Genomic DNA, 6,864 nt, shown 5'->3' on the forward strand with positions numbered 1-6,864 from the left:
TTATAAATGTCCTAACCTTAATGGGTAGTGCTATAAGTTACGATTTTAGTCCCCATGTATTTGTGAAAAACAAAAAAATAACTCTTTATGGATAAATCTATATTTTTATATCAAGAAAATGCCAAAAATCAGGAAACTATCAAGCCGAAGCAGCAAATTTATCCTTTACTACTGCTTCTATCGGGTTTAATTTTAGCTGGAATACCTGTATCAAGCAAGTATTTTGTATCAACATCCCAAGATAGAACAATCCTACTAAGTGGTCGGATTGAGGGGGACGAAACTGATATTGGGACGAAAGTTGGAGGTAGAGTTAATTTTGTCGCTGTGCAGGAAGGGAAAGAAGTAAACAAAGATCAGAACATTGTGCGGCTTGACGATCAAGAAATTCAAGCTCAGTTAAAAGGTGCTACTGCTCGTTTAGTTTCTGCTCAGCAACAAGAACTTCAAGCCCGTCTGCAAATCAATTTAGTCGAAAGTCAGATTCTGGAGGTTGAGCTAAATCTCAAAAAATCACAAGAAGATACCAGAGGTCAAGTCTTACAAGCTGAGGCATCAGTTGCAGCTAATGTTGCTCAACTTAATGAAGCTTTTGCTAAGTTAGAAGAAGCTCAATCTGAGTTAAACTTAGCGAAAGCTAATCGCGATCGCTTTGCTCAATTGGTGGAGCAGGGAGCCGTAAGCAAACAACAATTTGACCAAGCTCAGACAACGTTTGAAAAAGCCCAAGCAACTGTTAAAGCAACTCAAGCATCAGTTAATGCTATCGGCAAATTAGTAAATGTAGCAGAGGGTCAGTTAGTACAAGCCCAAACCTCTACTCTCAACCCAGACATGATCAACGCACAACTGAGCAGATTACAAACTCAGTTAGCCCAGGCTCGTTTACAACTGGCTATGGTTCAAGCTGAAGTTGAGATTGCCAAAGCTTTCCAACAAGAAATTAAAAGCAAAATAAGTGATCTAGAAATTGCCAGTCCCATTGATGGTGTGGTTATTACTCGTCTGGTTGAACCGGGAGAAATAGTTAGTGCTGGTCAAACACTCTTAACGGTGATCGATCCCAACAATGTTTATCTACGAGGATACGTTCCTCAAGGAGATATTGGCAAAATTCGAGTAGGACAGAAAGCCAAGGTATTTCTTGATTCAGACCCAGATAAACCTTTAAGTGCTACAGTGACTACTATTGATAGTCAAGCATCCTTTACTCCGGAGAATATCTATTTTCGAGAAGACCGGATCAGACAAGTCTTTGGCATTAAACTAACTATTGATAATCCTGGGGGGTTTGCTAAACCAGGAATGCCAGCAGATGCGGAAATTATTACTGAATTGAATGTAAATTAAATTCCTATTTATGGATGACTTAAGATTATCATAGCATTAAAGTAATTTTGATTCTGTTGCTTCAGGAGCCCAGAGTCCGGCATTGTTTAAAAATAGGAGATTTGGGGGCATGACAAAGATATTTGATTGTATTATTGTTGGTGCAGGGCCTGCTGGGGGAACGGCTGCTTATCATTTATCAAAAAAGGGACATTCTGTTTTAGTTTTAGAAAAAGCATCTTTACCTCGTTACAAACCTTGCGGTGGTGGTGTATCTTCGGTAATTCAAGAATGGTTTGATTTTGATTTTAGTCCTGCTATATCTCTGAAAACAAATGCCGCTTATTTTACTTATAATAAATAAAATGCGATTCAAGTTGATATCAAAAGTTATCCTATTTGGATGGTCAGAAGAGATATATTTGATCATTTTTTAGTGCAACAATCACAAAAAAATGGTGCAAAAGTTCAAGATGATACGGAAGTTACCGGCATTGAATTTAAAAGCGATCGCTGGTTAATTAATACCAATCAAGAATCGTTTATAGGACATTACTTAATTGCTGCTGATGGCTCCAAAGGTAAAATGAGCAAATGGTTAGGTTTTCAGCGACAAAAAAAATTAGTAGCAGGGGCATTAGAACTAGAAATACCAGTAGAAAATCAAACAGATATTAATATTTATTTTGAGTTGGGTTTGGCTCAAAATGGCTATGTCTGGAATTTTCCCAAGGCAGATGGTTTTTCTTTGGGGGCAGGGGCATTTGGAAAAAAACGTAAAGCACAAAATTTTAAAAATATCATTCGAGATTATGGGACGATGTTTAAGCTAGATTTAGCTACTGCTACTGAATCTGGTCATCCTATATTCCTGTGGAATGGTGATCAGAAGCTACACACCCAAAATGCAGTCTTAGCTGGAGAAGCAGCTTGTGTGGTAGATCCTTTCTCCGCTGAAGGCATCCGTCCTTCGATTTTTAGTGGGATGAAAGCTGCAGAAGCTATCCATAAGGCACTAGCCAATCAGATAGATGCTTTAGAACAATATAGCGAAACTATAAGTCAAGAATGGGGCAAGGAGATGAGCTCAGCTCAAAGATTAGCCCAAGTATTTTGGCGTTTCCCGAAACTAGGTTATCAAGTAGTATTGCAACGACCTTCCGCTATTGCTACCATGACCCGACTTTTCTCTGGAGAGTTACAGTATTCTGATCTAGTAAACCGCGCTATTAGTCTCTTAGAAAGCTCCCTAACTTTTTGAGACTCCCTCGTTAAGCTCATGTGGAAGCCCTTGTTTAAAAACAGCTTCCACATTACATAATTTTTACTTATCAGTAAAAGCCCAGTATAGCATAAAAATAAATAGTTTTGTGTGACGAAGATCAATGTATAACCTGAAAATTTAAGTAACTATCATGATGGAGGAATAGTAATAAAACAATTTTATAAAATGGACTTTATGAAAACTGTAATCATTGTTGGTGCTGGACCCTGCGGACTATTAATGGCTCACTATTTGTTGCGACGTGACAGTAAATATTGTGTCGAGCTATATGAAAAACGCTCTGATCCAAGACTTAATGCTGTGTCAACTGCTCGCTCCTATGTTATTTCGCTTGGGTTTCGAGGACGAGCCGCCCTTCGTGAACTTGGTTTAGAGTCCTTGGCAATAGAACGGGGAACAATTGCTTTGGGACAAGAAATCCGTAACTCCCGTGGAGTGGTTCAATCTATTTTGCGCAAACAACCTCGACTCCTGATCGAGCGCAATGTCCTCACCAATCTTTTTTTAGAAACCTTGACCAAACGCTATGATGCTAGTTGCCTAAAGATACACTTCAAACACGAATGTATAGCTGTCGATCTAGAAGCAAAATCGGCTGTTTTTCAGTCAGCTTCAGGCTATCAACCATGCCAAGCCTATGATTTGTTGATTGGGGCTGATGGAGTACGGTCTACAGTGAGAAATATACTACAGCATAAAACCGGTCTTGAGGTCAAGCTGCGCAAAAGTCCAGTTGATATTAAAGTTTTAACGCTGCGCTGTCCTGAAAATCACCCTGAGTTGAAATTAAATAGGGATAGTGTTCATTTGTATTCTTTGGGATCGTCTGGAACTCTTCTGTGTATATCCAAATCGGATCGGACTTACAATGCTTTAGTTTCTTTTACTCGGGGTTATAATAGTTTAGCCAATATCTCATCGGGTTCAGACGTTTTAACCTTCTTCAGAAAGTATATGGGGGATTTCAGCCAGTTGATTTCACCTGAAGAAGCCGATGCTTTTGCCCAGAAGCCTTTCTTCCAAACCACAACGGTGAGGTGTAGTCGCTACCACTTTGGCAATAGTATTTTGCTAGTGGGAGATGCCATTCACGCCGTTTCACCCATGATAGCCCAGGGATGCAGTGCGGCTCTCGAAGATGGTCTAGTGTTTAACCAACTGCTAGATAAATATGATGATGACTTAACCCAAGCTGTCCCTAAATATACCCAACGCCGTCGCCCCGATATGATCGCCCTAGACCAAATGAGCGATAGCCTGTTTCCTTTAAATATTTATTTAGGATATCTAATGTTGCTGAAGCACGTTTTTGATCGCACACTCCATCGCTGGTTTCCCAAGTTTTGGACTTCCTCTTCAGTGGATATGATAGCAGAAACCACTATCCCCTACCGTCATATTTTGCACAGCCATTCCCGTTGGTTTAAGACGATCAATGCCTTAAATCAGCTAATTCTGCGGAGAGGTAAACGTTTATTCAAGCCCAAATCTATGCGAGAAAGTGCCTAACTTCTACTGTTAATCACAGGTTAAGTTATCCCGAATTCAGGTTAATTATGATACTTTTGCCACTTCAAAAGATACAAGCATAGGATAAACAATCCTACGGCTACTATCACCAGTAAAAGTAAGGGTTGCCACAACATATCAAACCCAATTCCTTTTAGTAGAACACTACGCAGGATAAAGATGTAATAGCGCAGTGGATCTAGAAGGGTCAATCCTTGAAACAAAGGAGGCATGGCTTCAATGGGGGTGTAAGCTCCAGATAACTGCACTAGAGGCAAATTAATAAAAAGCGTGGTCAGAAATGCTTGTAGCATATTCTGGTTTAGCAGACCTAAAATCAGTCCTAGTTCAGATGTCAGCACAATATAAACACAGGTGCTAGTGATAAAGATTAGCCAACTACCACGAAATGGTAGGTCAAAGACAACTTGGCTAAACCCGGTTGCCATCAGCACCATGACTAGGGTGATAGCCAAAAGGGGAAGCAGTTTGCCTAGAAGCACTTCCCAAGGAAGTAGGGGAGTAAGCAACAGTTGTTCAAAAGTGCCATAGTCTTTTTCTGTTGTCATGGTGGAGGCAGCGGCAAAAGTGCTAATAGCTGTCAAAATTACCCCCAATACCCCCGGCACAACATACCAACTGCTCACCAGTCCGGGGTTATATAAAATAGTTGTCTGTAGATTAATCAGGGAAGAGTCAGGGGAATTGTCATTACGATAGCGATACTGACGGATGATCTGGCTGAGATAACCCCGAAGAATACCGACTCGATTAGCATCAACCCCGTCAATCAGGACTTGCACCTCAGCTAAGTTACCTTGAGAGAGTTGGCGATCAAACTCTGGGGGAATTACAACACCAACCTTGACTTCTCCTGCCAGTAGCGATCGCTCTAAATTCTTTTCTTGTAAAGTTTGTACAGTGGGCACAACCACATCACTAGCAGTTAGAGTCGCCACAAACTCTCGACTGGCTGAAGTCTGGGCATAGTCCACTACCCCTAAGCTAACCTGTTCAACACTGGGGTTAAGGGCAAAGCCGTAAAACATCACGAAAAAAACTGGTACCAAGACAATTGTGGTAATAAGCTGGCGATCGCGGAAGATATTGGTCATTTCCTTGAGAACAACTGCCCAAACACCTTTACCTGGGAAAAATCCGAGCTTCCTCTTCGCCATGCTGGATTACGGTTTTCTATATCTGCCGAATTCGCCACCACGATAACATGAACATTCCAATTGTCAGCAGGAATAGAATAGGAATAACATGGCCAATACGAAGCCAGCCCACACCTACTACAAATGCATCTAGGGTGAGTTCAATATAGTAACGAGCTGCCACGACATTGGCAACCAGTGACAGTGGCCAAGGAATATTTTCCACAGGGTAAATAAAACCTGACAGCCAGGTAGACATTAAAAGTCCAGTATTCATAACACTCTGCACAGCAACCAAGGCTTGCTTGGAATAAACGCCAACTACCAGTCCATAAACCACACTGACCATCAAAAACAGCCCAGTGCCCACTAGCAGCGGCCAAGGATTTGCTACTGGCCAAAGGTCAAACAGCAACCCCCCCAACCCCATCAACAGTACCGCTTCGCCAATGGCAATCAGTACATAGGCCAAAGCCTTCCCCAGAAGAAACTCCCAAGCACTAATCCCTGATGCTTTGACCTGAACTAACGTCCCTTGTTCTTTCTCCCGTACCACCGCCATTGCTACTATCAAACCAGGATAACTAAATAAAATGACGGCATAAACACCCGGCACAATAAAAAGAGATTCTTTTCGACCCGGATTAAACCAGATACGGGTATGAGCGAAAACATCGGGACGCTGAGTCTGAAAACCTTGCTTTTCCAAGAAAAATTGAGTGGTAGCACGAAGGCTGTTCTGGATGACCCGAGCATTGTTCACATCTGTGCCATCGATTAAAACCTGGAGGGCATTGGTTTTTCCCTTTTTCAATTGCCGTGAAAAGTCGGGAGGAATAACCACTATTGCTTGAGCGATGCCCCGATCAAGCAAATCTATACCATCGGTTGTGGTAGCTGCTACAGGCTTAAACTGATTAGTGGCAAAAACCTGCTCAATATAGGCTCGACTGAGGGGGCTATTGTCAAAATCTCTGACGGCTAATGGTACATCCTTAATTTCAAGGCGAATGGCAAAGCCAAAAATCAGCATGGTCATTAAAGGCAACAAGAATACCAATGCTGCCCCTAGGCGATCGCGACGAAATTGCGCCAGTTCTTTGATGCACTGAGCCAAAATCCTGTCCATCGCGCTACCTTTTCTTAGGATGTTGTGAAATGTTGAGAAACGCTGCTTCTAAGGAGAAGGGGATGGGAGTGATTTGGTGAGGTTGGACTTCTACCGAAGCTAGATAATTCCGTAGCTGGGACATATGTGACGGCTGATCCAGAATCATCTGGATGCGATCGCCCATAAATACCATGCGCCAAGGCTCAAATTGTTGTTCTAAGCTATACAGGGTGTTTTTGGGAGAGGCAGACAAAATTTCTACGAGGGTAACGGTTTGCTGGGCTTTGATAGCGGCAGGAGACCCTTGCAGAATTAGCTCTCCCAACCGCATAAACAGCAAATTAGTGCAGTATTCCGCCTCTTCCATAGAGTGGGTAGTGACAACAATCGCTGTACCTTGGCGGGCAAACCCCTGAAGAATTTGCCAGAACTGCCGTCGCACCAGAATATCCATGCCACTGGTAGGTTCATCT

At 42.2% G+C, this 6,864-nt stretch carries 4 protein-coding genes and 2 pseudogenes; 3 read left to right on the forward strand and 3 right to left on the reverse strand.

What is annotated here, in order from left to right; genetic code table 11:
- The first annotated feature begins 87 nt into the window (after positions 1-87).
- The 3 genes and pseudogenes from F6K20_RS18435 to F6K20_RS18445 all read left to right on the forward strand — a co-directional run bounded on the left by F6K20_RS18435 (position 88) and on the right by F6K20_RS18445 (position 4,123).
- Positions 88-1,350: an HlyD family secretion protein gene (locus tag F6K20_RS18435; RefSeq protein ID WP_008181202.1), complete on the forward strand. Its 1,263-nt coding sequence runs from the start codon at positions 88-90 to the stop codon at positions 1,348-1,350.
- A 118-nt stretch (positions 1,351-1,468) separates the two neighbouring features.
- Positions 1,469-2,590: pseudogene (locus F6K20_RS18440) on the forward strand (geranylgeranyl reductase family protein).
- A 198-nt stretch (positions 2,591-2,788) separates the two neighbouring features.
- Complete coding sequence (locus F6K20_RS18445; protein WP_044492414.1) at positions 2,789-4,123, forward strand: FAD-dependent oxidoreductase; 1,335 nt, start codon at positions 2,789-2,791, stop codon at positions 4,121-4,123.
- Between the two features lie 41 nt (positions 4,124-4,164).
- On the opposite strand, the gene F6K20_RS18450 is transcribed toward F6K20_RS18445, so the two are convergent.
- From F6K20_RS18450 to F6K20_RS18460, 3 genes and pseudogenes are all read right to left on the reverse strand, one after another.
- Positions 4,165-5,301: an ABC transporter permease gene (locus F6K20_RS18450; protein WP_287295581.1), complete on the reverse strand. Its 1,137-nt coding sequence runs from the start codon at positions 5,299-5,301 to the stop codon at positions 4,165-4,167.
- A gap of 16 nt (positions 5,302-5,317) precedes the next feature.
- Complete coding sequence (locus tag F6K20_RS18455) at positions 5,318-6,409, reverse strand: ABC transporter permease (RefSeq protein WP_287295583.1); 1,092 nt, start codon at positions 6,407-6,409, stop codon at positions 5,318-5,320.
- A 4-nt stretch (positions 6,410-6,413) separates the two neighbouring features.
- Positions 6,414-6,864, reverse strand: a pseudogene (locus F6K20_RS18460) (ABC transporter ATP-binding protein); the annotation flags it as partial.

Source organism: Moorena sp. SIO2C4 (assembly GCF_010672485.1).
Taxonomy (GTDB): domain Bacteria; phylum Cyanobacteriota; class Cyanobacteriia; order Cyanobacteriales; family Coleofasciculaceae; genus Moorena; species Moorena producens.

Excerpts from the sequence above, each read along its gene's own strand:
- F6K20_RS18435 (WP_008181202.1), top strand. The coding sequence starts at position 88 with ATGGATAAATCTATATTTTTATATCAAGAAAATGCCAAAAATCAGGAA.
- F6K20_RS18445 (WP_044492414.1), top strand. The coding sequence starts at position 2,789 with ATGAAAACTGTAATCATTGTTGGTGCTGGACCCTGCGGACTATTAATG.
- F6K20_RS18450 (WP_287295581.1), bottom strand. The coding sequence starts at position 5,301 with ATGGCGAAGAGGAAGCTCGGATTTTTCCCAGGTAAAGGTGTTTGGGCA.
- F6K20_RS18455 (WP_287295583.1), bottom strand. The coding sequence starts at position 6,409 with ATGGACAGGATTTTGGCTCAGTGCATCAAAGAACTGGCGCAATTTCGT.